The sequence below is a fragment of the Rhodococcus sp. 05-2255-3B1 genome, assembly GCF_002258545.1.
Lineage (GTDB): Bacteria > Actinomycetota > Actinomycetes > Mycobacteriales > Mycobacteriaceae > Rhodococcoides.
Window position 1 is genome coordinate 191686 of the sequence record NZ_NOZC01000035.1, and the last position, 26766, is coordinate 218451.

Here is a 26766-nt window from a genome sequence, read left to right on the forward strand (position 1 = left end):
AAGTCCTCGTGTCCACACCGGAAATGGAACGCGTCGCCGATCCTTCCCCGCCCACCCGTCCGACCAGCCCCCGCAGTTGGCGTCCGCTGATCCTGCGGCTGCACTTCTATGCGGGCATCCTCGTCGCACCGTTCATCCTGATCGCCACCATCAGCGGCGGGCTGTACGCCGTCGCACCGACCATCGAACAACTCCTGTATCGGGACTACCTGCACGTCGACCCCACCGGCCCGGCCGTACCGGTGGCGGATCAGATCCGAGCTGCGCAGGCAGAACAACCCGACCTCACCGTCGCCGCAGTGCGACCGGCCACCGACCCCGGCGACACCACCCGGGTGATGTTCACCGACCCCTCCCTCGGTGAATCGAAGCGGCTGGCCGTCTTCGTCGATCCCTCGACCGCGACGTCCGTGGGCGAGTCGACGGTGTACGGCTCCTCCGGCGCGTTACCTCTACGCACCTGGATTTCCGAACTCCACCGCCACCTGCACCTGGGTGAGCCCGGTCGGCTCTACAGCGAACTCGCCGCATCGTGGCTGTGGGTGATCGCGCTCGGCGGGCTCTACCTGTGGGTCGAGCGCTACCGGCGCAACCGCGACAAAACCAGGCTGCTGACCTTCGATCGAAAATCCAAAGGCCGCAACAGGTCTTTGAACTGGCATGGTGTGGCGGGCATCTGGATCGCCGTCGGTCTGGTATTTCTCTCCGCCACCGGACTCACGTGGTCCACCTACGCGGGGGAGAACGTCACCGAGCTGCGTTCGGCATTGAGCTGGACCACACCCGCCATCACCGAGACCATCGGCTCTTCCGACGCCGCGACGCCCGATCATTCCGGTCACGGCGGGCATTCGATGGACATGGCGGCCGACGCGTCGACGACGAACAGCAAAGTCGGACGCATCGATTCGGTCCTCGACATCGCGAAGGCCAACGGTATCGACGGGGCCGTGGAGGCGTCGATCCCAGCGTCGGACGACGCAGCGTTCGTCGTCGCCGAAACCCGTCAGCCCTGGCTGATGTCGAACAATTCCATCTCGATCGACGGCAGCACCGGCACGGTTGTCGACACCCTGTACTTCTCCGACTGGCCGCTCGCGGCCAAGCTGGCTGCCTGGGGTATTCAACTGCACATGGGAACGCTGTTCGGTGTGGCCAATCAGCTGGCCCTGCTCGCACTTTCAGTTGCGCTGGCATCGGTCATCGTGCGCGGCTACATGATGTGGTGGAAGCGCCGGCCCACCAAGGCAACCGGTCTCACTGCGGGCCGGCCACCTCTGCGCGGCGGTCTTCGCCGTATCTCGCCGATCTCCGTCGCCGTCTTGGCGGTCGTCGCCGTCGCAGTCGGCTGGTTCGTCCCACTCCTCGGGCTGAGCCTGGTGGCCTTCCTCGCTGTCGACGTCGTGCTCGGCTCGATTCGTCGAGCTCGGACCAGAGCCGCCAATTCCGCTGCTTCCCAACATGAAAGCGAACTCGCATGAATATCACCCGTCGCACCTCGACGCTGGTGACCGCGCTGTCGGTCACCGGCCTGATGCTCACCGGATGCTCGAGCACCCAGCCGGCCGCCGCGGCGAAGGAGTCCGATTCCGTCGTCGTTCGCGAACAATGGGTCAAAGCCGCCGACTCCGGTATGACCGCGGCGTTCGCCGAATTGCAGAACAGCGGCGACGCCGACGTGCACGTGGTCGGTGCATCGTCACCGGCATCGAGCCGAACGGAATTGCACGAGATGGCAACCGGGGACGACGGAGCGATGGTGATGCGGCCCAAGGAGGGCGGCTTCGTCATTCCGGCGGGCGGCACGCACGTGCTCGCCGCGGGCGGCGACCACCTGATGCTCATGGACGTCACATCTCCGCTGACGCCAGGAGCCGACGCAGAGTTCACCCTCGAGTTCGAGGATGCGTCGACTGCGACGTTCACCGCCCAGGTCAGGGACTTCTCCGGGGCCCAGGAGAACTACGAGCCCGGCACCATGGGCATGAACACGGACGGGTCGGCGACCCCTGCGCCGACGCACGGTGGCTGAGAACGAGAACCGGTCCCCACGCTCGCTGAGCCGGCGACGCCTCCTCGGTGGAGGCGTCGCCGCGCTCGGCGTCGCGGGCGTGGGAGCAGCGACCGGTTACGGAGTCTTCGGCAACCATGCGGCCGAGACGACCACCGGAGCCGACACGGTGCCGTGGCGCGGCATTCATCAAGCCGGGATCGATACCGTTCCGCCGCAGGCACACTCGACGTTCGTCGGTCTGAATCTGCAGGATCGTGTCGGACGCGACGAGCTGATCGGGATTCTGAAGGTCTGGACCGAGGACATCGGACGGCTCACTGCCGGCGCACCCGCGCTGGCCGATACCGAGGCGGAATTGGCACTTCGGCCGGCGCGTCTGACGGTGACGGTCGGACTCGGCCCCGGTGTGTTCGATGCGATCGGTCTGCCGGATCGGCGCCCAACGTGGCTGGCGCCGCTTCCTGCGTTCGGAATCGACCGTCTGGAACCGGGATTCACCGGTGGAGATCTGTTGCTGCAGGTGTGCTCGGACGATCCTGTGACCGTTGCGCACGCAGTGCGGGTACTCACCAAGAATGTTCGATCGTTGGTGACGATCGCCTGGATGCAGCGCGGGTTCCGCCGTTCGCGGGGAACCGAGGAATCGGGCAACACGATGCGCAATCTGATGGGCCAGGTCGACGGCACGGTCAATCCGGCGGCCGGAAGTACGGACTTCGACGGTCTGGTCTGGGACGACGGCAGCGATCAGCCCTGGATGCAGCACGGAACGTCGATGGTGTTGCGGCGCATTCGAATCGAGATGGATACCTGGGACGAATTGGACCGACCCGGCCGCGAGTTGTCGGTGGGGCGAACTCTCGACACCGGTGCGCCGTTGACCGGAACCGACGAGTTCGACGAGGCCGATTTCGACGTGACCGATCGATTCGGCATTCCGGTCATCCCACCGTCCTCGCACATCGCTCGGGCGCGGCACACTCACGACGGCGAGCGAATCTTCCGGCGGGCGTACAACTACGACGACCCACCTGCTCCCGGCTCGGTGTCGAACTCCGGGCTGCTGTTCGCAAGCTATCAGCGCGATGTGCTCACCCAGTTCCTCCCGATTCAGCGGCGCCTCGCCGAATTCGATGCGCTCAACGAATGGACGACACCCATCGGGTCCGCGGTGTTCGCCGTGCTGCCGGGAGTGGTCGACGACGGCTATCTGGGCCGGAGCCTGCTCGAGTGACGGCCCGACACACGGGTGCGCTCAGAAAGAGGTCGCCAGGGCGACGCCGAGCGCGGTCAATGTGTCGACGAACTCCACTTCGGTGAAGTCCAGATCGCCGCGAAGCCACCGGTCGAGTAGCTCGGTCGTGCCTGCCACCATCAGGACGGTCGCTGCCTCGGCCCGTGGGTTCGCGGGGTCGGCGTCGAGCACTGCTCGCATCAGCAGTGGTGTGAACGTGTCGACCATCTGTCGGCGTCGGGCCTCGAGTGCGGGATTGGCCGACGCCGAGGTGTACAGCAGGGACGACCGTGGATCGGAGGTGAGCGCGCGCACCAGAACGGCTGCAGTCTGGGCGACGCGGTCCGAGGTCGACCCCTGTTCCTGCACAATCTCTTCGAGAGCAGTTCCCACGGTGTCGATCACGTCGTCGAGAGCGCTCACCAGAATGGCGTCGCGGTCTCCGAAACTTTCGTAGAAGTACCTCTTGGACAGGCCGGCGCGCGCACAGATGCCGTCGACCGTGACGGCGGCGACACCGGACTCCGCAACCACGTCGAGGCAGGCGTCGAGCAGTTTCTCGCGGCGCTCGCGGCGACGTTTGTCTGCGGCGACACCTCGGTAGGGGCGAACGACCGGCGGCATGACTACATCTTGACACGGGGGTGTGCCCAGTAGTGTCGCGAGCCGAACAGTGAGGTGAGGCGAAAACGGGGGTGTCGGCGCTAGACGAGCGTCGGCGCGTTGTCCACGTTGGACAACGCCAGACCCATGCTGGTGGTCATGCCGATCCCGGTCGTGACGGTGACGATGTGCACACGGTCGATGGGCTCTTCCAAGGGGTTCCGAACCCGGTGCGGAGCAGTACGTTCCCTGCCATCGCTCGACGACGTCGATGCGGTCGACTCCGAACAGCGTTCTCGCTTCGCCGAGCAACACCTCGAAACCGTCTTCGCTCTGGAACGGCGAGGTGGTGATCTCGCGAACGTGGGTGTCGCCCAACAGGATCGACCCGTCCGGTTGTGGGGTGTACATCTGGTGCAGGCCGAGTTCGACGTAGTCGGGATACTCGGCCTGCAGGCGGGCAGCGACGTCTGCAACGGCGGGCAGGTTCTCGAAGCCCGAGTACCTCAGCAGCGACCAGCCGGTGAACAGCGGCGAGGGAAGCGATGCACGCAGCGGCATGGTGGCTCGCATCATGTGCAGTCGGCACCGCACCAGTCCGCCGCGTTCGGCGCTCTCGGGAAACAGGCGATCGATGTCGTGGTTGACGGTGACGAACGTGGCACCGGCATGCAGGTCGCCGCGGGAGGTGCGAACGATTCCCGGCGCGAACGACGTTGCAGCGGTGCGCCAGTGGAAGTCCACCCCGGAATCGGCGAGCCAGCGTGCGACGGCCGGAGCGGCGGAGCGCGGGTCCACCTGGACGTCCAGAGGCAGGTACATGCCGCCGACCACATCGGTGTCGGCAAGGGGGAGTCGGTTCAGTACCTCGCTGCGGTCCAGCAGCTGTACCTGATCCTCGCCCCGTAGTTCGGCGAACTGCTCGAGCACCGCGAGCTCGTCCTCGTGCCGGGCGACGCAGTGCGTTCCCGATTCCGCTGCCCAGAAGTCGGCTCTTCGGGCGAGGTCGAGCCAGTGACTGCGGCCTGCTCGCGCGTACTCGAGTGCGGTCCCGGATTGCGCTGTGATGCAGGCGTGTCCGAAGTTCTGGACGGAGGCACCTGCGACACGATCGGCATGATCGATCACAGCCACGGTGAGTCCGCGCCGATGGGCGTGATACGCGTGTGCGAGGCCGACGATCCCGGCCCCGACGACCACGACGTCGTACGTCGATGTCATACGGAAAGTCTTTCTGCTGAGGTCATGTCAGGCGTCCATGACGGCGGTGAAGGTCATCCGGTCTCCGCGATAGAGCGACCGTCGGTGTTCGATGGGAACACCGTCCGTGTCGTAGGAGACACGGCCGAGCAGAAACATCGGTGTCCGAGTGTCGACGGTGAGCAGTGCGGCTTCCCTGGCATCGGGGAGGACGGTTTCGATGGTGTCGACAACGCGCCCGAACGTGACTCCCCGGGCTGCCAATTCGGCATAGAGAGACGTTCGGTGATCGAAACTGTCCTGTAGCCCCGGGATTCGATAGGCGGGAATGCGGGTCGTTTCCAGTCCGACTCGCACGTCGCCGGTGGTGAAGACGCGTTCGAGTTGCACCACCTCCGAACCGATCTCGATCGCGAGGAGTTCCGCCAGCACGTCGTCTGCTCGGAACACTTCCCAGCCGACCAGAATTCGAGTGGCGCTCATGCCCTTCTCGCGCGCGGCCTCGGTGTAGGAGCCGATCGCCAACGGCAGCACCACTTTGGGTTCGGCCACCACCGTCGCCCGGCCGCGACGTTCGATTCGACCGGCTACCAACAGTTCTCGGATGGCTTGACGCAGTGTCTCGCGGGACACGTCGTATCGATCGGCGAGATCGCGCTCGGACGGAAACGCGTCGCCCGCAGACATTCCGTCGAGCATCGCGTCGAGGCTTCTGCGGACGATCTGATGCTTGAGTACGCGAGGTTCGGTGTCCACGGCCATGGACCAACCATAGCATCAATTGGTCTAGACCTAATTGTCGTGCGACGTTCACGGTCCGTTCACTCACGTTCCACGTAATGGTCTATACCAAACGGCAGTCTCTTCCCCATGCCGAACTCCACCAGCCCGAACATCAGCACCCCCGTCGAGCTCGTCGTCCTCGACATGGCCGGAACCACTGTCACCGACGACGGTCTGGTACTGGAATCGTTCGATGCCGCAGCCACCGCCGTCGGACTTGCCGACGCCGGTCCGGAACGCGACGACGCCCGCCGCTATGTGCTCGACACGATGGGTCGGTCCAAGATCGAGGTGTTCCGCGCACTGTTCGGAACAGAGGACCGCGCTCAGGCTGCCAACCGCGCCTTCGAATCGGCCTACGACGCCCGCATCGACGCCGGGGTCTCACCTGTACCCGGTGCGGCCCAGGCGATCACGAAGCTTCGCGAATCCGGAATCACCGTCGTCCTGACGACCGGATTCTCGGCACCCACCCAGAATCGCATCATCGACGCGCTCGGCTGGCGGGATCTGCCCGACGCATTCCTCGCACCCGGGAGTGCCGGTCGTGGCCGTCCGCACCCCGATCTCGTGCTCTCGGCCGCCCTGCTCGCCGAGGTGACCGACATTTCCGCGGTCGCCGTCGTCGGTGACACGTCGAGCGACATCCTGTCCGGTCGCCGAGCCGGCGCATCGCTGTTGGTCGGCGTGCTCACCGGAGCTCATTCCGAGAACCAGCTGCTCGAAGCAGGTGCCACCCACGTGCTCGACAGCGTCGCCGACCTTCCCCCCATCGTTCTGCCCTGAACAGCTCTGCCCTGAACAGCTCTGCCCTGAACAGCTCTGCCCTGAACATCCACCACACCCCGAACGGACATCACGCCATGACCACCATCTCTCGCCGTCGTGCCGGAACCGCCGCGGCCGTGCTCTCTGCCGCGGCTCTCGTCGCAGCCGGTTGTTCGAGCTCATCCGAGGGAGCAACCACCGAGCAGGGATTCCCCGAAACCATCACGCTCGCAGCCATTCCCGCCGAGAACTCCACAGACCTGAAAGCCAGCTACGACCCCGTCATCGAGCGGCTGGAGAACGAGACCGGAGCGAGCGTCGAGTTCATCCAGGCCTCGGACTACGCCGGCGTGGTCGAGGGCCTGATCGCAGGCAACGTCGACATCGCGTTCTTCGGCCCCTTCGCGTACGTCGTCGCAGGCATCAACGGTGCGGAGATGACACCGCTGGGTGCCGTCGTCCAGGACGAGGGAACTCCTCCCGGCTACCAGTCGTACGGAATCGCTCGTTCGGACAATGCCTCGGTGAACGGTCTCGCCGACTACGCAGGCAAGAAGGTCTGCTTCGTCGACCCGAGCTCCACCTCCGGATTCCTCTACCCGACAGCGGGACTCATCGAGGACAACGTCATTTCCTCCGGTTCCGAGGCCGACATCTCCGCCGCGATGACCCCGATCTACGCCGGCGGACACGATGCATCGGCGCTGGCCGTCAAGGCCGGAGACTGCGACGCCGGATTCGCGTTCGACACCATGGTCGACCGCACGATGATCGACAACGGTGAACTTGCACCCGGTGAGCTCAAGACGGTGTGGAAGTCCGAGATGATCGCCGGATCGCTCTTCGCAGCCACAACGATCTCGGTGCCGACGCCATTGCCAAGCTCCAGGACGTCTTCAGCGACGGCATGAACTCGGATGCCTTTGTGGCCGACGGCATCTGTGCCGAGGAATGCCGCATCACCGACGAGGACGCCTGGGGCGTCGTTCCCGCCCAGGACAGCGATTACGACGGCGTGCGCCACGTATGCGAGGTCACCGGCTCCGAGAAGTGCCAGGGCTGATGATGTCCGCACCGATGGACCGGGGCGACGTGGTGGTCAGTGTTCGCAACGTCACCAAGACATTCGGATCCACCACAGCGCTCGAGAACGTGAATCTCGATGTGCATCACAGTGAGATGTTGGTTCTGCTCGGGCTTTCCGGCTCCGGGAAGTCGACGCTGTTGCGGTGCATCAACGGCTTGCAGCCCGTGACGTCGGGGAGCGTGACTGCACTCGACATCCGGGTCGATCTGGCGAACCGCCGCCGTGTGCGCGAGCTACGCCGAGATGTCGGCTTCGTCTTTCAGCACTTCAATCTCGTGGGCCGGCTGAGTTGCCTCGAGAACGTACTCGTGGGAGGCATCGGCCGACTGTCGATTCCGCGCTACGGCGCACTCACCTACCCGAAAGCGATGCGAGAGGAAGCCCGCGCGTGCCTCGACCGAGTCGGGTTGGCGGACTTCGCCGAACGGCGCGCCGACACGCTGTCGGGTGGACAGCAGCAACGGGTGGCGATCGCACGCACCCTGATGCAGCGTCCGCGGATCGTCCTCGCGGACGAACCCGTCGCCTCGCTCGACCCCGAGAACGCGGGCGTGGTGATGGATCTGTTGCAGCGAGTGTCCAGCGAGGAGAAACTGACCGTGGTGTGCACGTTGCATCAGGTCGATCTCGCCCTCGGCTGGGCCCATCGCCTCGTGGGTCTCCGAGACGGTCGGGTGGTGCTCGATCGCCCCGCCGCCGGTCTCCAGCGTGATGACATCATGCCGATCTATCAACGGATCGCGCCCGACCCCGGGAGCATGACCACGGTGGCACCGACATGACCGTCACCGTCGAACCGAAGCCCACGAACACTGCAGGGCAGAAGGATCCGCAGCGGCGCCGATGGCTGTTCCCGGCACTGGGTGTCGTCGCGCTCGTTCTCACCGTGCTCTCGGCGGGCTACATCGACTTCGCGCCGACGACCTTGATCGACGGTCTCGAGGATGTGGGCAACCTGCTCGAGCGGATGCTGCCGCCGCGTGTCGACGACACCGGAAGGATCGCCTCCCTCGCGCTCGACACCTTGCTCATGGCAGTGCTGGGCACCGTGCTCGCAGCGGTCGTCTCGGTACCGCTGGCGTTCCTCGCGGCACGGAACACCTCGCCCCACCCGGCCCTGTACGGCATCGCGCGCGCCGTCATCACCTTCTGCCGGGCGATGCCGGATCTGCTGTTCGCGGTGCTGTTCGTCCGGGCGTTGGGAATCGGTGTGCTGCCCGGCATCCTGGCTCTGGCACTACATTCCATCGGCATGCTCGGCAAACTGTTCGCCGACGCCATCGAAGAGACCGATGTCGGACCGCGAGAGGCGCTCCGTGCAGCTGGAGCCGGCTACTACCGGGAGATGATCAATGCCGTTGTTCCGCAGGTGGTTCCGGCGTGGATCGGCGCTTTCGTCTATCGAATCGACATCAATCTGCGCATGTCGGTCGTGCTCGGCTTCGTCGGGGCAGGCGGCATCGGTTTTGCCCTGCAGGACGCTCTCCGCGGACTGATCTACCCGCGTGCTCTCGGAATCGTGTTGGTGATCCTGGTGATCATCGCCGCAATGGAATTTGTAGCGATGGCTCTGCGCCGCATGCTGCTGGTCCCGTCCGCGGCCGGCCCGCAGCGCGATCGACTGATGCGCATCGGGGCGTCGGCTGTGCTCTTGTTCGCGATCGTGGCGTCGTTCGTGGTTCTCGAATTGGATCCGCGCTCGCTGCTGACCTGGATCGGGCCGTCGATCGAGGTGTTCGGTCGAATGGTCCCACCGGATTTCTCCGCGCTGGGATCGGACCTGTTCGACGCCGCCGTACAGACCGTCGCCATCGGAGTCGTGGCCACCGCAATCGGTATCGTGCTGTCGATTCCCGTCGGAGTTCTGGCTGCGCGCAACGCAACTCCGCATCCCGCGGTGTATTGGGTTGCGCGATCCTGGATTGTGTTGGTTCGGGCTGTGCCCGAACTCATCCTCGCCGTCGTGTTCGTCGCAGCGCTCGGATTGGGTCCGGTGGCGGGAACCTGCGCACTGGCCATCGGATCCGTCGGATTTCTTGGCAAACTCGTGGCGGACGCGATCGAGGAGATCGATCCCGGTCCCCTCGAAGCGGTGGCGTCGGTGGGTGGCGGTTGGTGGAACAGGACATTGAGTGCCGTTGTTCCTCAGGCCATTCCATCGATGGTCGGTTCGAGCTTGTATCTGCTCGACGTGAACATTCGTACCTCGACCATTCTCGGGATCGTCGGTGCGGGCGGTATCGGCTTCCTGCTCTTCGAGTCGATTCGTACCCTGAACTTCGACGTCGCCGGTGCGATCGTTCTCGTCATCTTCGTCGTCGTGTACATCGTGGAAAGGGTCTCAGGATGGATCAGATCACTGTTGGTCTGACACCGGCCGCCGTCTGGACGGGGAGCGGGATCGAGATGTGGGACATCGAGATTCCCGCCCTCGAGTCGGGTGATCTGCTGGTGCGCGTCGATCTCGCCACGGTGTGCGGGAGCGATCTGCACACGGTGTCCGGTCGACGGCACGGAGCGTGCCCGTCGGTACTCGGGCACGAGGCCGTCGGTCGCGTCGTGGCCGCCGGTGATGCCACATCCCCAGCGGCGGTCGGGGATCGGATCGTGTGGTCGGTGACCGTGCCCTGCGGCCGATGCAGTCGATGCGTCCGCGGGTTCACGGCCAAGTGCTCGTCCGTGCGCAAGGTGGGGCACGAATCTGCCGAGAGTCCATGGGTTCTCAGCGGCTCCTACGCCCGACACATCGTGCTTCCTCGCGGTACCGCAGTTGCCCGGGTTCCCGACACCATGCCCGACGCCGTCGCCGCACCGGCAGCGTGTGCGACGGCGACGGTCATGGCGGCTCTTGACGCAGCGGGTGCTATGAACGGCCGACGAGTACTGATCGTCGGGGCCGGAATGCTGGGGGTCACCGCCGCCGCAGCGGCATGCGAGCGAGGGGCATCGGTGACGGTCGTCGATCGAGACCCGGAGCGACAGAGACAATCTCGTGCATTCGGGGCCGGTGAGGACGACGGTGCACGAACAGATGTGGCAATCGACTTCTCCGGATCGTCGGCGGCCGTGCAGTCGGCGTTGGGGCGACTCGACGTCGGTGGGCGGCTCGTGCTTGCCGGATCCGTCGCGCCGGGTCCGCCGATCACCGTCGACCCGGAAGCAGTGGTCCGGAACTGGCTGACCATCACCGGCATCCACAACTACGAGCCGCGGCACCTCCATCAGGCCGTTGCCTTCCTACGCGACACCGGCGCGAAGTATCCGTGGGAATCCCTCGTCGAGGCACCGGTGCCGTTGGCCGAACTCGCGTCGGTGTTGCGGCCGACGCCGTCGGGAATTCTCCGATCCTCGGTCGCGCCGTAGGTTCTGGGTCTGTCCACCAGCTCTGTCGTGCCCACGCCGGCCGGGGCGTGTCGCCGACGGCGTCGCTCTCGACATAGCGAGCGACGATCACATCCGGCCGATGCGGGCCCGGTGTTCGGATTGCGTTTCGTTCGAGCGGGATACCCGGAGGTCATGCCCGAAGGTGACACCGTGTTCGTATTGGCCGCGAGGTTGCGTCGGGCATTGGACGGCACATCGTTGCGGGCCGGAAGGCTGCAGGTGCCCGCGCATGCAGTCGAGAATCTGGCCGGGCGAACCGTCGTCGCACACCGGACCCACGGCAAACATCTGCTGACCGATTTCGACGACGACACGACGCTGCACACGCATCTGCGGATGAGCGGATCGTGGACGGTGGTGCGGGCCGGTCGCTCGATTCCGCAGCGTGTCCGACCCGACGTGCGGGTGCGGCTCGCCGCGGTCGACGGGCCCACCGCCTACGGAATTCTGCTACCGGTCGTCGATTACGGATACACACCGGACATGAACGCGCTGATCGCACATCTGGGACCGGACCCACTGCACTCGAAGTTCGACGCAGACCGAGCGGTTGCCAACATTGCCGCTCAGGGAACGCGGCCGATCATCGCGACGCTGCTGGACCAGAGGGTGATCGCCGGGCCGGGAAATCTATGGGCGAACGAGCTCTGCTTTCTGCGCGGGCTGTGGCCGTGGACTCCGTCGACCGCCGTCGACGCCCAGCGGTTGGTCGCGTTGCTCGAACGAGCGATGCGTCACTCGGCGACGGTCCCGGGTGCGATGCAGGTGACCACCGGGGACACTCGCCGGGGCCGCACGCATTGGGTCGCCGGTCGAGCCGGGAAGCCGTGCCTGCGGTGCGGAACATCGATTCGGGTGGTAGCAGAAGTGAACGGTGACCCGGACAGGCGTCGAACGTGGTGGTGTCCGAGCTGTCAACCGGAGCAATAGCGACGGGCGGTCGATCGCTGTTGTCTCAACGAGATAACCGCCCGCGGGTATCGCGTGTCGCCTGCCGGTACCACTGACAGCCATTCCTCGCGAGCGGCGAATCGAAACCCCGTCGTCTCGTCAGAAGGTCGAGTCCGTCGGATGATCGGTCTCCACCAGATCACGGGCCACGAGGTGCAGAGGGAGGTTCTGTTGCTGTGACAGCTTGGCCAACAGCTCGAAGGCCTGCACCGCGTCGAGGTCGTAGCGTTCCATGATCATGCCCTTGGCCTGACCGATGATGTCTCGACTGGCCAGACCGGTTCGGAACTGCTCGTGGTCACGGGCGCTGAGCATCGCGATGGCAGCGTGGGCAGAAAGCGCTTCACCGATGGTCACCGCGTCGGCGTGGAATGCGCCGGGTCGGTCGCTGTAGAGCACGAGCGCACCGAGGTCGTCGGCGTTGCTGTAGAGCTGGAACGCAGCAAGTGATTTGAAACCCTCTTCGACGGCGGTGGCAGCGAATCGAGGCCACCGATCCTCGTCGGTCAGATCGGCGGCGACGACGACGTCGAAGTGATGAACCTCGGTGGAAATGGGTCCTTCGCCGAGCTCGTACTGCAGGCGACACAGCTTCTCCGCAACCGGATCGGTGGACGCGACCACCGTCCGCTCGCCCTTTTTCACCGTGGTGATGCATCCGGTGACTGCACCCGGGATCATCGTGATGGCAGTACGCAGAATCGCATCGAGTGTCTGCGGCATCGAGCGCCGAGTCTCACGCAAGGATCGGGCGAATTCGGCCAAGCTCGAGGCGTCCGCCGATGCGGCTGTGTTGTCTTCGATAGAAGAGTGCGGCATGCACACAGTCCTCTCGCATGGGACCCCTGCCGACTTCGTCGCAGAGATCCGAGATCATGCGCCTTCTGCTGGACGCTCGATTCGGCCGACGGTGTCGGCTCCGTGCATTTTATACGCTGCCTTCGGGACGGTTGTACGTAGAACCGTCGAGCATCGGCGGCGGCACCCGAAAACGCAGCGAGGGCCGCCGATCCGCAGATCGACGGCCCTCGCGGGTGCGACTTACTTGAAGGTGTCCTTGATGTTCTCGCCGACCTTCTTCACGCCTGCCGAACCCTGGTCCTTCTTGCCCTCGGCCTCGAGGTCCTTGTTGTCGGTGGCGTCGCCCACAACTTCCTTGGCCTTGCCGATGGCGTCTTCTGCTGCGTTCTTGGCCTTGTCGATGAAGCTCATGTGAGTCCCTTTCTCGTTTCGTGCGGTGTCAGTAGTTGGTCGATGCTCGAACCGGAAAGCGCACGCCGAACCTATGAGATCTGGGTCACATCGAACGCCGCGCTCGGTCGACGTTTCGAGGAGCGGCACGGCGGATACATTCGAGCGATGATGGTCGGCAAGGTGGACAGCTTTCAGCGCAGGCACCCGTCAGCGGGTTTCCCGCTCGCAGTTCTGTACAAGTTCCTCGACGATCGAGGTGGATATCTCGCGGCTCTCATCGCGTACTACTCGTTTCTCTCGTTGTTCCCGTTGCTGCTGCTCTTCACCACCGTGTTGGGAATCGTGCTGGCCGGCGACCCCGAATTGCAGAGTCGAATCATCGATTCCGCGATGAGCCAGATCCCGGTCATCGGTGACCAACTCGGTCAGCCGGACCGCCTCAGCGGCGGAACGACCGCCATCGTCATCGGCGTGGTGGGGTCGTTGTACGGCGGACTCGGAGTGTCACTTGCCGCGCAGTACGCGATGAACACCGCGTGGTCCGTCCCGCGAAACGAACAACCGGATCCGATCAAGGGACGCCTGCGAGGGCTGTTGCTGCTGAGCACCGTCGGCACGGCGATCATCGGACTGACCGTTCTCAACGGAGTCGCGTCCTCGGGTGTGTTCGGTTTTGCCGGCGGTGCGTTGGCGCTTGTCGGGGCCGTCGTCGTCAACGTCGTGGTCTTCACCGCCGCATTCCGTATCGGCACCGCCCGAGCCCTGACCGTGCGTGAGGTGCTGCCCGGCGCTGCGATCGCCGCGGTGATCTGGCAGGCACTGCAATCGTTCGGCGGGATCTACATTCGCTATGTCGTCGGCAACGCCAGCGCCAGCAACGGAATCTTTGCGATCGTCCTCGGCCTGCTCGGCTTTCTCTACGTCTCGTCGGTGCTCATCGTGCTGTGTATCGAAATCAATGCCGTGCGTGTCGACCACCTGCACCCACGGGCGCTGTTGACGCCGTTCACCGACAACGTCGAACTCACCGAGGGTGACAAGAACTCCTACACCGGACAGGCAGAAGCGCAGCGCAACAAAGGATTCCAGGACATCACGGTCACCTACGACGAGCCGGATTCGGTGACCGGGGAAGACGCGCCGACCAAGTGACCCGTGTGTCCACTATTTCTGCTCGCGAGCGGGATCCCGTGTTCGGATGCGAATCGTGGTCACTCCTGGCGGCTCGAAATTTCTGACATGCATGGGAAAAATAATGCGTCAGTGCTAAAGTTGGGATCATGCCATCGCCCAAGGCGGACCGTCCCGAACCCACATTCATTCAGAACGCCCGTCGCGAACAGCTGATCCAATGCGCTGTCGATGTCATCGCGGAAGCGGGGGCGGAGAAGGCGTCGTTCGTCCGCATCGCCGAGCGCGCCGGAATCAGTCGCGGCGTCATCTCCTACCATTTCGGCACCCGCGAGGAACTCCTCGATGGCGTCGTCCAGCTCGTCTACGCACTCGGTGAACAGGAGGTCGGACCTCTCGTTCGTGCGGCAGGTTCGAGTCGAGAAGCGTTGCTGGAGTTCATCGGCGGCAGCGTCATGTTCTACGCTGCCTACCCTCGGCACATGAAGGCACTGTCGGCAATCTTCGCCACAGCTCCCGCTCGCGGTGAACGATCCGAGCACGGAGCCGAGATGCTCGAAGTCCACGGCCTTCTCGAGTCGGGGCAGCGGACTGGTGAGTTCCGGTCCTTCGACACCCGGATCATGGCCATGACGATTCGCGCTGCTCTCGACGCGGCCGTGTGGCAAGTAGGAGCTGGCGACGATGCGGTGAAGCTGGCCGACGAGCTGCGTCGAACATTCGATGCCGCAACACGATCGGACGGCCGATGAGGAAGTTGCCGGTCGCCCTCGCTACCGTGCTCCTGGTACTCGCCGGGTGCGCATCTACCTCGGATCCATCCGACAGCGCGCCCCTCGACGTCGCCACGACCACAGCTACCGTGCACGGGGTTGCTGCGCAGAACACGCGGCAATTTCTCGGCATCAGGTATGCGGAGCCTCCGGTCGGTGATCTGAGATGGTCACCTCCACAACCGCTTCCGGCATCCGACGACGATGCCGACGCCACTGCGCCGGGTTCGCAGTGTCCGCAGAGCTCGGCCGAGTCCGGTGGAACACCGACGACGGACGAAGATTGCCTCTTCCTCAATGTGACGACGCCGCTGGTGACGTCGAACGAGCCACTGCCGGTGATGGTGTGGTGGCACGGCGGCGGTTTCACGTCTGGGGCGGGCTCCGCATACGAAGCTCAGCGGATCGCTTCGGAGGGCAATGTCATCGTGGTGACGGTGAACTACCGACTGGGCATGCTGGGTTACCTGGGGCTCCCCGACCTGGACGGGGGCGGCAACTTCGGATTCGCCGATCAGATTCAGTCCCTGCGGTGGGTGAACGACAATGCCGCAGCATTCGGGGGAGACCCCGACAACGTCACCGTGTTCGGAGAGTCCGCAGGCGGTATGGCGGCGTGTGCTGCGTTGACATCGCCTGCCGCGCAGGGGTTGGTGGACAAGGTGGCCATCATGTCGGGGTCGTGTGCGTTGAACTTTCCGACCGACTCGATCTACCCGGGCGTGCCCGAGCAACGACCTTACGTTGCGCTGGCCGACAACGAGGCCACCGGAGCCGAAGTGGCGAAGCAACTGGGATGCTCGGGCTCGGGCGCGATCGAATGTTTGCGTGCGCTGCCCGTCGATGCTCTCGTAGCGCAGGGACAGAATTTCTCCAATCAACTCGCCTACGGTACCGAGCTGCTACCCGCCGATCCGGCGCGTGCTGTCGAAGCCGGTGCAGCCCTGAACGTTCCGGTGTTCTCCGGTGGCAACCGGGCCGAACAGAATTCGTTCGTCGGTGGGGCGCTGTTGGCGGATCCGACTTCGGTGACAGCCGATTCGTATCCCGCACTCCTCGCCGATGCATTCGGACCCGAGGCCGCCGGCGTCGCCGATCTGTATCCGCTGCAGAACTTTTCGTCTGCGGCGCTGGCATGGGCGTCGGCGACCACCGATGCCGGTTGGTCGTGCCCGACGTACCGAAACAACCGGGCTCTGGCAGTGAATGCGCCGGTGTATTCGTACGAGTTCGCCGATACCGGGACCGCTGACGTCAGTGGCGTCGGTGCGTCCGGCGTGCCACAGGATGCCGCACATGCGACGGATATGCCGTACTTCTTCGACATTGCGGGACACGATCTGCTGAAGACTCCGGCGCAGCACGATCTCGCCCGAACGATGATCGCGTACCTCACCTCGTTCGCCCACACCGGAACACCCAGTGCAGACAATGCACCGCCGTGGCCTCGTACCACCGCAGACGTCAGCCCCGTTCTGCAGTTCGTCTCCGACGACATCTCGGTGATCGACGCCGATGCCGAGCATCACTGTGACTTCTGGAATTCGCTCGCGCGCTGACAGATGGGTTCGGTCGACGGGCAAACGCGCGCGCATTCGTCAGGTGCGCGCGGAATTGCCGGGTGATCGGGCGCTGATTCGCGCGCGGATGGCAAGTGCGCGCGCGTTTGCGAGTGAACGGGGCAGGGGCTGGGGAGCGCTGCTGTCGCCGCGTAGGGATTGACTGCGGGGGACGAGTCGGGGGTCGGCCGGTTCGCTGGCCGATCGGGCTGAGGCAAACGCGCGCGCATTCGTCGGATGCGAGCGGAATTGCCGGGTGATCGGGCGCTGATTCGCGCGCGGATGGCAAGTGCGCTCGCGTTTGCGGGGCACGGGGGACCGGCAGCGGGGGGAACCGGGGACCGGCAGCGGGGGACCGGCAGCGAGGGACCGGGGAATCGGCAGCGGAGGGCAGGGCGAAGATGGCGGACGTCGACGACCGGTGGCGATGGAGTGACCCCTGTCACGAACCGGCTGACCGGTCGGCTGAAACAAACTTCGAGTTCGTTTCGCGAAAGCGCATGCGCAAGCGCTTGTATGCGTCCTAGGCTCCTGCAATCGAGCGACGCGACCGCGTGGCCAGGGGACAAGGGAGTCCACATGTTCAATCACCGTCGGAAGTCCGCGCTGACGATCGGGACCGTGCTCATGGCCGGTTCGCTCGTGCTGGGTCTGACCGCCTGCAGCAGTTCGGATTCGGACAGCGTCAAGGTCGGGCTCATCACCAAGACGGACTCGAATCCGTACTTCGTGAAGCTCCGCGAGGCAGCACAGGCCAAGGCCGATTCCAGCGGAGCCGAGTTGGTGGCTCTGGCCGGCGCATTCGACGGTGACAACGAAGGACAGGTCGCGGCGATCGAGAACCTGGTCGGCCAGGGTGTGAAGGGAATTCTGATCACCCCGAACTCGTCCACCGGAGTCCTCGACGCGATCAAGAAGGCCCGTGACGCCGGCGTCGTCGTCATCGCCCTCGACACCGCAACCGACCCCGAGGACGCGGTCGACGCCACGTTCGCCACCGACAACAAGGCGGCCGGAGTGAGCCAGGGTGCCTGGGTCAAGGGCACGCTCGGCACCACCGCACCCCAGGTCATCATGCTCGACGGCACCGCGGGCGGCACGGTCGACACCTTCCGTCACGACGGGTTCCTCGAAGGCATGGGTCTGACCGACAGTTCGCCGGAGATCGTGGGCCAGGAGAACACCAACGGTGATCAGACCAAGGCGCAGACCGCCATGGAGAACCTGCTGCAGCGCGCTCCGGGCGTCAACGCTCTCTACACGATCAACGAGCCTGCAGCTGCGGGTGCGTACCAGGCGATCCAGTCCGCCGGTCGCGCCGACCAGATCACCATCGGGTCGATCGACGGTAGCTGCACCGGCATCGCGAATGTGAAGTCCGGCATCATCGGCGCGACGGTGCTGCAGTTCCCCGCCAAGATGGCCGAGCAGGGCGTCGACGCAGTGGTGAAGTTCGCGCAGGACGGCACCAAGCCCAGCGGTTTCAACGACACCGGTTCGCAGCTCGTCACCGACAAGCCCGTTGCCGGAATCGATTCCCAGGACACCGCGTGGGGCGAAGCGAATTGCTGGGGCTGATCGCGAATTCCCGGACCGCCGTCGAGTACGAGGACTGATCAGTGAGTACCGAAACCGCTGCGCCTCCCAAGGCACCGAGCCGGTTCAACGTGGGAACCGTCCTGCGTGAACCGCTGCTCGGGCCGTTGGCCGCGCTCGTCATTGCCATCATCGTGTTCAGCTCTATTTCGAGCTCGTTCCTCAACCCGCAGAACGTCTCTCTGATTCTGCAGCAGTCGGTGGTGGTCGGCATTCTCGCCGTCGGCCAGACACTGATCATTCTCACGTCCGGGATCGATCTGTCGATCGGCGCGGTCGCGGTGATGGGCACCATCGTGATGGCACAGTCGGCCGGGGCGAACGGACCGGTCGTAGCGTTGGGTTCGACGCTTGCCGTGTGCGTGGCGTTCGGCGCGATCAACGGCGGATTGGTGACGGTACTGAGACTGCCGCCGTTCATCGTCACGCTCGGCACGTTCACCGCGATTCAAGCGGCCACCAGACTGTTGGCCGGATCCGAGACCTATCAGGTCCCGAGCGGGCCGCTGACTTTTCTCGGCACCTCGTTCAAGGTCGGTAGCTTCTCCACCACCTACGGCGTGGTGGTGATGCTGCTGGTGTACGCCGTGATGTGGTACGCGTTGTCCCAAACGTCCTGGGGCAGGCATATTTACGCGGTCGGCGGGAGTCCGCAGGCCTCGGACCGTTCCGGCATCAAGTCCGGTCGCGTGCTGTTCTCGGTCTACATCGTCACCGGCGTCATCGCGGCGATCGCGGCGTGGGCGGCTCTCGGACGAATCCCCAATGCCGACCCGAATGCGTATCAGAACGCCAATCTGGAAACGATCACCGCGGTGGTCATCGGTGGAACCAGCCTGTTCGGTGGCCGCGGTACCGTCATCGGAACTCTCGTCGGAACCCTGATCGTCGGTGTGTTGCGCAACGGTCTCACCCAGGCAGGCGTCGACAGCCTGTACCAGAACATCGCGACCGGCATTCTCGTCATCGTGGCGGTGGCCGTCGATCAATTCGCACGTCGGAGGTCACAGTGAACGCCCCTCTCGCTCTGGAAGCGCGTGGTCTGGTCAAGACCTACGGCAGCGTGACGGCCATCAACGGTGCAGATTTCGAGTTGCGGGCCGGTGAAGTGTTGGCGGTGATCGGCGACAACGGTGCCGGGAAGTCCAGTCTCATCAAAGCTCTGGCCGGGGCTGTCATTCCGGATTCGGGTGAGATCCTGATGAACGGATCGCCGGTGTCGTTCAAGAACACGCGCGACGCACGAGCGGCAGGCATCGAGACGGTCTATCAGGACCTGGCCGTCATTCCGGCGCTCGACATCGCCTCCAACGTCTACCTGGGGCGCGAGATCAAGCGTAAAGGCATCAGCGGCAGTCTCTTTCGACGGCTGGACATGCCGAGGATGCGAGAGGAGTCGTCGAAGCACCTGCAGGACCTCAAGATCGGTATCAAGTCGGTCAACCAGGCGGTCGAGACGCTCTCCGGTGGCCAACGTCAGGGTGTGGCCGTAGCGCGGGCAGCAGCGTTCGGCCGCGGAGTGATCATCATGGACGAGCCGACTGCCGCACTGGGTGTGCGAGAGTCGGGCATGGTGATCGATCTGATTCGCACCATTCGCGACCGCGGCATACCTGTGGTGCTCATCAGCCACGACATGCCGCACGTGTTCGAGGTCGCCGACCGGATCCACATCCACCGCCTCGGCAAGCGGGCGGGCGTGGTCGATCCGAAGAACCGCAGTATGTCCGAGGTCGTCGCGCTCATGACCGGCGCGGAGGAGCCGACCGACGATGAACGCGCCGGGCTCTGAATCGACAAGCCCGGTCGGTGTTTTCGTCGGGCTGGCGACACTCGACGTCATCCATCGAGTGTCGGCAGCGCCCGCACCCAACCAGAAGATCACCTCGAGCGCTCAGTTCGTCGCGGCGGGAGGTCCTGCCGCCAACGCGGCCGTCACCTTTGCCGCGCTCGGCGGGACGGCCGTGCTCGTCACCGCACTCGGAGACGACCCGGTGGCCGCGCTGGTGAAGGCGGACCTGGCTGCGTTCGGCGTCCGCGTGATCGACGCGGCCGAGGGCTCGAGCAGATCGGTGCCCGTCTCGGCGGTGACGGTGATCGAATCGACCGGCGATCGATCGGTCGTCTCGGCCGACGCCGTGAGATCCGACGCCTCACCGCCGGAGGGGCTGGAGGCCGTCGTCGCCGGTGCCGACGTCGTTCTGGTCGACGGGCACCACCCCCTGATCGCCTGCGCCGCCGCGGAACATGCGGCGGTGCGGGTTACCACGTTGGTCGTGGACGCCGGTCGCTGGAAACCGGTGATGACCGAGCTGATCGAGCACGCCACGGACATGGTGTGCTCGGCGGACTTTCGCGCCCCCGGCACCTCGGACACGGCCGCGAACGCCGCGGAACTCGTTGCATCCGGTGTGCGGACCGTCGTCACCACCCACGGCGGCGAGCCCGTCGAGTGGTGGTCCGAGGGATCGACCGGATCGGTCGATGTGGAGCCGGTCGCGGTGGTCGATACTCTGGGTGCCGGGGATGCGTTCCACGGCGCGTATGCCTACTACTGCACGCAGCCGGGCTCGCTGGCCGAGCGCATCGACAGCTCGGCTCACGTTGCCGCGCTGCGCTGCTCGGTGATCGGCCCCAGAGCATGGCTACGCGAACTTTCCATCAACGGACTCGAAAGCGACAACGGTGAGCATTGACCAGGACGTACAGGAAGCCGCCCTCGACGAACTCGTGGAGCTGGCGCGAAAGCTGGCCGTACCGGGTGAGCGGCGCATACTAGGCCTGACCGGTGCACCGGGTGCCGGAAAATCCACTGTGGCACAGCAACTCGTCGACGCGCTCGGGCCCGAACTCGCGGTACTGGTTCCGATGGACGGATTCCATCTCGCCAACGAGGTGTTGATCGAACTGGGTCGGCTCGATCGCAAGGGTGCCCACGACACGTTCGACGACGGTGGATACGCGCGGTTGATCGCGGCCGTTCACGATCAGCAGCCCGGTGGTCCCCTCGTGTACGCGCCGAGATTTCGCCGAGAGATCGAGGAGTCGATCGGTTCCTCCATCCCGGTCCCGTCGACTGTTCCGCTGGTCATCACCGAAGGCAACTACCTGCTGATGGAATCCGATGCGTGGCCGGCGGCGCGGGCGATGATCGACGAAGTCTGGTTTCTGGCTCCACACACGAGAGTTCGGCACGAGCGGCTGGTGGCCAGGCACGAGGCCTACGGAAAGTCGCACGAGGACGCGGAGTTCTGGGCACTGGGATCGGACGAACGCAACGCGGAATTGATCGGGTCCACCGCACGTCGCGCCGATCGAATCCTGCGGCTGACATGACGATTGCGCAGAACCACGAGACACGACAGCGCTGGGCCGACTGACATGCCCACGATGGACGACGTCGCCCGATTGGCAGGTGTATCGGTATCGACTGTCTCGCACGTGCTCAACGGAACTCGCAACGTCAATGCCGCCACCCGGGAACGTGTCGACGCGGCGATTGCCGAGATCGGATACCGCCGCAACGTCGTCGCTCGATCGCTCGCGGCAGGTCGGACTCACACCGTGGGACTGTCGATCGCCGCGTTGACCAACCCGTATTTCGGAAGCCTGGTCCATGCCGTCGAGCAGCGATTGTCCGAGGCCGGTTACGTCTTGATCCTCGGTGATTCGCACGACGAGCCCAGGTCCGAGCGAAGGGTGACGGACTCGTTGCTCGACCGTCAGGTCGACGGCATGATTCTCGCACCCGCGGCGGGCTCCGAATTCTCGACCATTCCCGAGATCGTCCGCAGTGGAACGCCTCTGGTGTTGATCGACCGGATGCTCGACGTCTCCTGCGATCAGGTGGGTCCGGAGAACGACGCGTCGGCGCACGAGCTCACCACCCACCTCCTCGACGCCGGACACCGACGTATCGCGATCGTGCGCGGCATCGAAGGGATCTCCTCCACGACCGAGCGATTCGACGGCTACGCCCGCGCGCTGGCCGATCGAGGAATCGAACTCGATCCTCGACTGATTCTCGACGGCCGGTCCAACGTCGAGGTGGCCGAGTCTCTGGTGCGTGAGCTGATGTCCGGTCCGGACCGGCCGTCGGCCCTGGTGTCGATGAACAACTCGATGACGATCGGATCGCTGAAAGCAGTTCGAGGCCTGGGTTTGTCGATTCCGGCGGACCTGGCCTTCGTCTGCTATGACGACTTCGAGTGGTCGGACCTGTTCGAGCCTCGGCTCACGGCGGCAGCTCAGGACGTGCAGACCATCGGCCGAACCGCAGCCGACCTGGTTCTCCGGCGCATCGAGGGACACGAGGACGCGCCCCGATCGATCCGAGTACCGACCACCTTCACCCACCGAAATTCCTGCGGCTGCAGTGCACCTCGAGCCGACGTGCCGGCCGCACCCGAAAGATAGGACAGTTCATGCCGATTGCCAGTCCGGACCAGTACGCCGCCATGCTGGATCGCGCCAAGGAGGGCGGGTTCGCCTACCCGTCGATCAACGTCACCGGTTCACAGACACTCAACGCAGCCCTTCAGGGCTTCGCCGAGGCCGAGAGCGACGGGATCATTCAGGTATCGGTGGGCACGGCGCTCTATCTGTCCGGCAATGCGGTGCAGAACCGATTCGCCGGCTCCAAGGCGCTCGCACAGTACGCCCACGAAGTGGCGCAGCACTATTCGATCTCGGTGGCGCTGCACACCGATCACTGCCCAGCCGAGAATCTGGACGACTGGGTGCGGCCCCTGCTGGCCGACGCCATCGACCGACGCGGACGCGGACTCGACCCGCTGTACCAATCGCACATGTGGGACGGCTCGGCGGTGCCGCTCGACGAAAACCTGCGTGTCGCTCGGGAATTGCTCGATCTGTCGATGCAGGCGAACACGATCCTCGAAATCGAGGTCGGCGTCATCGGCGGCGAGGAGGACGGCGTCTCGCACGAGATCAACGAACAGCTGTACTCGACCGTCGACGATGCTCGGGCCACGATCGCCGCGCTCGGTGCCGGGGAGCGCGGTCGCTACATGACCGCCCTGACCTTCGGCAACGTGCACGGTGTCTACAACCCCGACTCGGTGCACCTACGCCCGGAAATCCTCGCCGAGATCCAGGCCGTCGTCGGAGCCGAGACCGGTAAGGACAACCCGTTCGATCTGGTGTTCCACGGTGGATCGGGATCCAGCGCAGAAGATATCGCCTCCGCGGTCGCGAGCGGGGTGATCAAGATGAACATCGACACCGACACCCAATACGCGTTCACCCGGTCCATCGCCGGGCACATGATCAGCAAGTACGACCAAGTCCTCAAGGTCGACGGCGAGTACGGCAACAAGAAGGCCTACGACCCGCGATCGTGGGGCAAGCCGGCCGAGACAGCGATGGCGGCTCGGGTGGTCGAGGCGACGCAGATGCTGGGCTCGGCAGGTCGCACGATGCGCTGAGAATCTTTTTCGTCGAACGTGTCGAAATCTGCGGACCGGTTCCGTCCCAGGGTCGAATGCGGCAAGAATGGCCGCATCGGACGACAGGAGACACCATGGCCAAGTACCTCATGCTCAAGCACTACCGCGGAGCCCCCGAGCCTGCCGACTGGATCCCGATGGACCGGTGGACACCCGCCGAAGTGCGCGATCACATCGAGTTCATGCAGGACTTCGCCGCCGAACTCGAGAAGACCGGCGAATTCGTCGACGCGCAGGCTCTGGCCCCCGAGGGAACGTGGGTGCGCTCGGATGGGGAAGGGAAGCCTCCGGTCACCGATGGCCCGTTCGCGGAGACGAAGGACCTCATCGCAGGCTGGATGGTGATCGACGTCGACTCCTACGAACGCGCGCTCGAGCTGGCAGGGCAGCTGTCGGCAGCGCCCGGTGCCGGTGGGAAGCCGATCGACGAGTGGCTCGAACTGCGTCCGTTCATGGAGGCACCTCCCACCATCGCCGACTGACGACCGTCGTGGATCCACGGATTCTGCGGGAACTGACGCCCGCGGTGATCGGCGTCCTCGTCCACCGCGGAGCAGATTTCGCGGCGGCCGAGGATGCTGTGCAGGAAGCGATGCTCGAGGCGATCTCGACGTGGGTCTCCGAAGCACCGACCGACCCGAAGGGCTGGTTGGTCACTGTTGCCTGGCGGAAATTTCTCGACGCGCAACGCTCCGAGAACGCGCGACGAGCACGTGAGGATCGAGTCGCCGCCCAACCGGATCCCGGCAGTGTCGGCGGCGTCGACGACACGTTGCAGTTGTTCTTCCTGTGCGCGCATCCCTCGCTCGGTCCGGCGGCAGCGGTGGCACTGACTCTGCGTGCCGTCGGGGGATTGACGACTCGGCAGATCGCGCAGGCATACCTGGTGCCGGAGAAGACCATGGCGCAACGCATCAGCCGAGCCAAGCGCACGGTGCGCGACGTGCGTTTCGACGCCCCCGGTGATGTGGGGACGGTACGACGGGTGCTGTATCTCGTCTTCAACGAGGGGTACAGCGGGGACATCGATCCGGCGGCCGAGGCGATTCGGTTGACCCGGCAGCTGGCCAGGTTGTCCGACGACGAGGAAACGGCCGGACTGTTGGCGCTGATGCTGCTTCACCACGCACGCCGTTCGGCCAGGACAGGGCCCGACGGTCACCTCATTCCTCTCGCCGAGCAGGATCGATCTCGTTGGGATACAACGCTGATCGCGGAGGGAGTGCAGATTCTGCAGACTGCGCTCGCCCGAGATCGGTTGGGAGAGTTCCAGGCGCAGGCGGCCATCGCCGCCCTGCACGCCGACGCGTCGCGTGTGGAGGAGACCGACTGGGTGCAGATCGTCGAGTGGTACGACGAGTTACTCGCTCTCACAGGCAGTTCCGTCGTGCGGCTCAATCGAGCGGTGGCGATCGGGGAGGCCGACGGTCCGGCGGCGGGGCTTGCGGCACTGGGCGAGGTCGATTCGGCCGTCCCGCGGCACACAGCAGCGGCCGCGTACCTGCACGAGAAGTCCGGTGATCTGCAGCGTGCCGCCGAGTTGTACGTGCAGGCAGCCGAGAGGGCGTCGTCGATGTCCGAGCGGCACCACCTGACGCTGCAGGCCGCGCGGATCCGGGCCGAGTGAGCCCTCCTGGGAGCAAGCGAACGGACCGATCGGTTTCGTAATCCGATCGTTAGCGGTAGGAAGCGAAATTCGTGCGACCCTCGTGTGGTGCTGATGTTGCGTGTGGGGCAGAAGAGGAAGAAGCGGACTCGATCCGCTGCGGTCGTGGCGGCTGCGGCGGTGGCGTCGATGCTGATGACCGGAGCGTCGGTGCAGGCGCTGCCGGGGAACACGGGGTCGGCCGACGCGGCTGCGGGCGCCGTCGGCATCCATCAGGTGTCGGCGACCCGAGCGGTACTGAACGTGTTCTCCCCGTCCATGAATCGCGTCGTATCCAACGAGGTGCTGCATTCCCCCGACGACGGACCAGCACCCACTCTCGTGCTGCTCAACGGCGCGCTCGGCAACGAGGACGGCGTGGGCTGGCTCAACAATTCCGGCGTCGAGAAGTTCTTCCTCGACAAGAAGGTCACCGTGGTGGCACCGATCGGTGGCCGGTTCAGTTTCTACACCGACTGGCAGACAACGGATCCGGTGCTCGGCAGCAACAAGTGGCAGACCTACCTCACCCGCGAACTGCCCGCCGCCGTCGACGCAGCCTACGGATCGACCGGCAGGCGCGGCGTGGCAGGGCTGTCGATGAGTGGTGGTCCGGCACTCGACCTCGCGATCCAGGCCCCGGACGTGTTCGACGCGGCCGCGTCCTTCAGTGGATGTCCGGCACCGTCCACTCCGCTTGCCACGGCGGGTATATCGGCGATGATCGCCGGCGGACTCAACAATCCCTTCAATATGTGGGGGCTACCGGGAAGCCAGGGATGGCGCGATCACGACCCATCGCTCAACGTCGAGCGGCTGCGCGGAACCGCGGTGTACGTCAGTTCGTCCCGCGGACTCCCGGGGCCTGTCGATCGCATTCCCGAGGGCGCGATCCCGCCCTTCGGAGGGATGGCGGTCGAAGCGATGGTCAACCACTGCACGTCGATCTTCGTCGACGCTCTGCGCCGAGCCGACGTGCCGGCGACGGTGTCCATGCGCGAGGAGGGCGCGCACACCTGGCCGCTGTTCGAGGATCAGCTACGCGAGGCGTGGTTCACCACGCTGGCACCTGCTCTGGGAACCAGGTGATTGCGCCGACACCGGCGCGGGTACGCGTCGGTGGACAACACCGACGAAGGGACGACTCGAACATGTCGAAGGACGAATTGCACAAGGGCGACAAGGTCGAATGGCAGACCCACGGAACGAAGACCGAGGGCGAAGTGGTGGAGAAGATCACCTCCGATACCGAAGCCGCAGGCCGGACCGTGAAGGCGTCGAAGGACGACCCGCAGTACCGGGTCGAGAGCGACAAGTCGGGTAAGGACGCGGTGCACAAGCCGGACGCGCTCGACAAGAAGGACTGACGACACCCG

The 26766-nt window shown here is 65.0% G+C and carries 26 protein-coding genes and 2 pseudogenes; 23 read left to right on the forward strand and 5 right to left on the reverse strand.

The features are described 5' to 3' along the window. Nucleotides 1-8: 8 nt before the first annotated feature. From CH249_RS20285 to CH249_RS20295, 3 genes are read left to right on the forward strand one after another with little or no spacing between them, the layout of a single operon-like run. Nucleotides 9-1481, forward strand: a complete 1473-nt coding sequence (locus tag CH249_RS20285; RefSeq protein WP_256988391.1) for a PepSY domain-containing protein — start codon at nt 9-11, stop codon at nt 1479-1481. After that, complete coding sequence (locus tag CH249_RS20290) at nt 1478-2032, forward strand: copper chaperone PCu(A)C (RefSeq protein WP_094683612.1); 555 nt, start codon at nt 1478-1480, stop codon at nt 2030-2032. The genes CH249_RS20285 and CH249_RS20290 overlap by 4 nt, the downstream gene beginning before the upstream one ends. Beyond that, entirely contained in the window at nt 2025-3248 is a 1224-nt protein-coding gene (locus tag CH249_RS20295) for a Dyp-type peroxidase (protein WP_094683613.1), read from the forward strand. The genes CH249_RS20290 and CH249_RS20295 overlap by 8 nt, the downstream gene beginning before the upstream one ends. A 21-nt stretch (nt 3249-3269) precedes the next feature. Here the strand turns inward: CH249_RS20295 and CH249_RS20300 are convergent, their stop codons facing one another. From CH249_RS20300 to CH249_RS20310, 3 genes and pseudogenes are all read right to left on the reverse strand, one after another. After that, the gene (locus CH249_RS20300; RefSeq protein ID WP_094683614.1) at nt 3270-3872 is read right to left on the reverse strand and encodes a TetR/AcrR family transcriptional regulator; all 603 of its coding nucleotides are present in this window, start codon (nt 3870-3872) and stop codon (nt 3270-3272) included. Nucleotides 3873-3952: 80 nt separating this feature from the next. Further along, nucleotides 3953-5072 (reverse strand): annotated as a pseudogene (locus CH249_RS20305) (TIGR03364 family FAD-dependent oxidoreductase). Between the two features lie 27 nt (nt 5073-5099). Then, nucleotides 5100-5813 (reverse strand): GntR family transcriptional regulator, encoded by a 714-nt coding sequence (locus tag CH249_RS20310; RefSeq protein ID WP_032396017.1) that lies wholly within the window; start codon nt 5811-5813, stop codon nt 5100-5102. A 108-nt stretch (nt 5814-5921) separates the two neighbouring features. Between CH249_RS20310 and CH249_RS20315 the strand changes: the two genes are divergently transcribed. The 6 genes and pseudogenes from CH249_RS20315 (at nt 5922) to CH249_RS20340 (ending at nt 12003) form a co-directional block, all read left to right on the forward strand. Continuing rightward, nucleotides 5922-6620: a phosphonatase-like hydrolase gene (locus CH249_RS20315; RefSeq protein WP_094630382.1), complete on the forward strand. Its 699-nt coding sequence runs from the start codon at nt 5922-5924 to the stop codon at nt 6618-6620. 77 nt (nt 6621-6697) lie between these two features. Continuing rightward, nucleotides 6698-7665 (forward strand): annotated as a pseudogene (locus CH249_RS20320) (phosphate/phosphite/phosphonate ABC transporter substrate-binding protein). After that, nucleotides 7665-8471 (forward strand): phosphonate ABC transporter ATP-binding protein, encoded by an 807-nt coding sequence (phnC, locus tag CH249_RS20325; protein WP_179273048.1) that lies wholly within the window; start codon nt 7665-7667, stop codon nt 8469-8471. Before CH249_RS20320 ends, phnC begins: the two are co-directional and overlap by 1 nt. Beyond that, entirely contained in the window at nt 8468-10060 is a 1593-nt protein-coding gene (gene phnE / locus CH249_RS20330; protein ID WP_094683615.1) for a phosphonate ABC transporter, permease protein PhnE, read from the forward strand. Before phnC ends, phnE begins: the two co-directional genes overlap by 4 nt. After that, nucleotides 10036-11052 (forward strand): zinc-binding dehydrogenase, encoded by a 1017-nt coding sequence (locus CH249_RS20335; RefSeq protein ID WP_094683616.1) that lies wholly within the window; start codon nt 10036-10038, stop codon nt 11050-11052. The genes phnE and CH249_RS20335 overlap by 25 nt, the downstream gene beginning before the upstream one ends. Before the next feature lie 153 nt (nt 11053-11205). Then, entirely contained in the window at nt 11206-12003 is a 798-nt protein-coding gene (locus CH249_RS20340) for a DNA-formamidopyrimidine glycosylase family protein (RefSeq protein WP_094683630.1), read from the forward strand. A 120-nt stretch (nt 12004-12123) separates the two neighbouring features. Here CH249_RS20340 and CH249_RS20345 read toward each other — a convergent pair whose 3' ends face one another. Both CH249_RS20345 and CH249_RS20350 read right to left on the reverse strand, forming a co-directional pair. Beyond that, nucleotides 12124-12843: a GAF and ANTAR domain-containing protein gene (locus CH249_RS20345; RefSeq protein ID WP_094683617.1), complete on the reverse strand. Its 720-nt coding sequence runs from the start codon at nt 12841-12843 to the stop codon at nt 12124-12126. 222 nt (nt 12844-13065) lie between these two features. Continuing rightward, nucleotides 13066-13236: a CsbD family protein gene (locus CH249_RS20350; RefSeq protein ID WP_008718579.1), complete on the reverse strand. Its 171-nt coding sequence runs from the start codon at nt 13234-13236 to the stop codon at nt 13066-13068. A gap of 150 nt (nt 13237-13386) precedes the next feature. On the opposite strand from CH249_RS20350, the gene CH249_RS20355 reads away from it, so the two are divergent. The 14 genes from CH249_RS20355 (at nt 13387) to CH249_RS20420 (ending at nt 26757) form a co-directional block, all read left to right on the forward strand. Continuing rightward, nucleotides 13387-14370, forward strand: coding sequence for a YihY/virulence factor BrkB family protein (locus CH249_RS20355; protein WP_094630639.1), 984 nt, complete (start codon nt 13387-13389; stop codon nt 14368-14370). Nucleotides 14371-14498: 128 nt separating this feature from the next. Beyond that, on the forward strand, nt 14499-15101 hold the full coding sequence (locus tag CH249_RS20360) for a TetR/AcrR family transcriptional regulator (protein WP_094630386.1): 603 nt from the start codon (nt 14499-14501) through the stop codon (nt 15099-15101). Further along, a complete protein-coding gene (locus CH249_RS20365; protein ID WP_094683618.1) occupies nt 15098-16681 on the forward strand; it encodes a carboxylesterase/lipase family protein in 1584 nt (527 codons plus the stop codon). Before CH249_RS20360 ends, CH249_RS20365 begins: the two co-directional genes overlap by 4 nt. A 579-nt stretch (nt 16682-17260) precedes the next feature. Further along, the gene (locus CH249_RS20370) at nt 17261-18259 is read left to right on the forward strand and encodes a substrate-binding domain-containing protein (protein WP_032396008.1); all 999 of its coding nucleotides are present in this window, start codon (nt 17261-17263) and stop codon (nt 18257-18259) included. A gap of 41 nt (nt 18260-18300) precedes the next feature. Then, nucleotides 18301-19290, forward strand: coding sequence for an ABC transporter permease (locus CH249_RS20375; protein WP_032396007.1), 990 nt, complete (start codon nt 18301-18303; stop codon nt 19288-19290). After that, entirely contained in the window at nt 19287-20069 is a 783-nt protein-coding gene (locus CH249_RS20380) for an ATP-binding cassette domain-containing protein (protein WP_032396006.1), read from the forward strand. Before CH249_RS20375 ends, CH249_RS20380 begins: the two co-directional genes overlap by 4 nt. Continuing rightward, a complete protein-coding gene (locus tag CH249_RS20385; protein WP_094681887.1) occupies nt 20050-20973 on the forward strand; it encodes a PfkB family carbohydrate kinase in 924 nt (307 codons plus the stop codon). Before CH249_RS20380 ends, CH249_RS20385 begins: the two co-directional genes overlap by 20 nt. After that, on the forward strand, nt 20963-21613 hold the full coding sequence (locus CH249_RS20390; protein ID WP_045196796.1) for a nucleoside/nucleotide kinase family protein: 651 nt from the start codon (nt 20963-20965) through the stop codon (nt 21611-21613). The genes CH249_RS20385 and CH249_RS20390 overlap by 11 nt, the downstream gene beginning before the upstream one ends. Nucleotides 21614-21658: 45 nt before the next feature. Further along, entirely contained in the window at nt 21659-22693 is a 1035-nt protein-coding gene (locus CH249_RS20395; RefSeq protein WP_094645778.1) for a LacI family DNA-binding transcriptional regulator, read from the forward strand. An 8-nt stretch (nt 22694-22701) separates the two neighbouring features. Continuing rightward, entirely contained in the window at nt 22702-23724 is a 1023-nt protein-coding gene (gene fbaA / locus CH249_RS20400; RefSeq protein ID WP_032396002.1) for a class II fructose-bisphosphate aldolase, read from the forward strand. A 95-nt stretch (nt 23725-23819) separates the two neighbouring features. Further along, nucleotides 23820-24227: a YciI family protein gene (locus CH249_RS20405; RefSeq protein WP_045196792.1), complete on the forward strand. Its 408-nt coding sequence runs from the start codon at nt 23820-23822 to the stop codon at nt 24225-24227. Between the two features lie 8 nt (nt 24228-24235). Further along, nucleotides 24236-25372 (forward strand): RNA polymerase sigma factor, encoded by a 1137-nt coding sequence (locus CH249_RS20410; protein ID WP_045196790.1) that lies wholly within the window; start codon nt 24236-24238, stop codon nt 25370-25372. Between the two features lie 93 nt (nt 25373-25465). Beyond that, complete coding sequence (locus tag CH249_RS20415) at nt 25466-26479, forward strand: alpha/beta hydrolase family protein (protein ID WP_230596878.1); 1014 nt, start codon at nt 25466-25468, stop codon at nt 26477-26479. 62 nt (nt 26480-26541) lie between these two features. Next, on the forward strand, nt 26542-26757 hold the full coding sequence (locus tag CH249_RS20420; RefSeq protein WP_032395999.1) for a DUF2945 domain-containing protein: 216 nt from the start codon (nt 26542-26544) through the stop codon (nt 26755-26757). Nucleotides 26758-26766 lie beyond the last annotated feature (9 nt).